General features: G+C 36.4%; 1 protein-coding gene. It reads left to right on the top strand.

Going from position 1 to position 1,633, the window contains the following annotated elements:
* Positions 1 to 200 precede the first annotated feature (200 nt).
* Positions 201 to 1,481 carry an IS4 family transposase gene (locus M72_RS13300; RefSeq protein WP_055068568.1) on the top strand — a complete coding sequence of 427 codons (1,281 nt, stop codon included), beginning with the start codon at positions 201 to 203 and terminating at the stop codon, positions 1,479 to 1,481.
* The last annotated feature ends 152 nt before the right edge of the window (positions 1,482 to 1,633 follow it).

Below are 1,633 nucleotides of genomic sequence, written 5' to 3'. Positions count from 1 at the left end.
GACCCCAATGTGGTCAACTTAAGCCCCAAAGCCTTGATTTTTCAAGGCTATAGGGCTTTATTTTTTTTTAAAAAATTTCTGATTTTTTTTCTGAAAAAGACTTGACAAAAACCTCCAAAAGTGAGGTCGCTTTGCGACCTATTAATCAAGGGAAATGTCGTTGCAGCGACAAACTTAATCACACTTAGGAGGTATGTCTTATGAATCGAACCGACATATGCAAAAATATCATTCAATCCATTAAGGAGTATATCACAACCCCAGAAAAACTGGAACCTCATTGTGCGAAAAATCATTTTATTCGCAAACGAAAGCTTTCTCTTTTTCAAGTAATTATGTATCTGCTTTACACTTCAAAGGCCTCCATGTTTCAAAATCTTTCCCGTATTCGGGAAGATCTTGGAAGCCTTGATTTCCCTGACATTTCAAAACAGGCTCTGTCAAAGGCTCGCCAATTTATTAACCCTGCTTTATTTAAAGAGCTCTACTATTTATCAGTTGATTTATTTTATAAGCAACTCCCATCTCGTAAACTTTGGAATGGATATCATTTATTTGCCATTGATGGTTCTAAAATAGAATTGCCTAATTCGAAATCGAATTTCGAGTTCTTTGGTGAAATGTTTGGATATCCTGATCCAAGCCGCCGTTTTACTATGGGACTTGGTTCCATTGTTTATGATGTTCTTGATGATTATATTGTCCATGCTTCTTTTCAACGATATCTTGCATCTGAACGTTCCGCTGCCTTAGAGCATTTGCATAATTTAGAAGATTTAAATATCTATCAAAACAGCGTTGTAATCTTTGATCGTGGCTATTATTCTGAAGATATGTTTCGTTACTGTGTCGAGCATCAGCACCTTTGTCTTATGCGCTTAAAACAGAATTATAACATTGCTAAGAAATGCTCTGGAGACATAATCACGGTTCTTCCCGGCAACGAAAAAGACGGAACTGAGGATATCAGGATAAGAGTCATCGAAGTTATTCTCAATGATGGAACGAAAGAGTATCTTGCCACCAATCTTTTTGATTCACATATTTCTCAACAGATGTTCCGCGAACTTTACTTCTATCGCTGGCCAGTCGAAACAAAATATAAGGAATTGAAAAGCCGCCTTGCTATTGAAGAATTTTCCGGTGCAACGACCACTTCAGTGCTTCAAGAATTTTATATCAACGTACTTCTTTCAAACCTGTCATCTCTTATTAAAAATCAAGTTGATGAAGAAATTCAGATTACCGCTAAAAGTACGAATAAATATCGATACCAAGCAAACCGAGCATTTATTATCGGACGTGTCAAAACAATAGTTCCCAAAATCCTGTGTAATCTTTTCGATTTATCTGCACTTGATATACTATATAAGGAATCTCTCCGATGCAGATCTCAGATTATACCTGGAAGAACATTCCGACGAAAGAAGAATAAAGCAATAGGCAGAACACATTTTAACAATAAAAAAGTTGCATTCTAATATCAATATCTGTTAATAGGGCTTTTTCTGTGAAGCTCTATTAAAGTGCGTCTTCTTTTCAAATCTACCTTCCTCTTTTCTCAATTTCGCACCGTTAGTCATTAACCTGAGCAGGCACTTGTCTTAAGTTGACATTAGGTTGACCACATTGG

Source organism: Roseburia faecis, from assembly GCF_001406815.1.
Taxonomy (GTDB): Bacteria; Bacillota; Clostridia; order Lachnospirales; family Lachnospiraceae; genus Roseburia; species Roseburia faecis.
The sequence above is the reverse complement of the archived record's forward strand: the minus strand, read 5'-3'. Positions and strand labels throughout refer to the sequence as shown.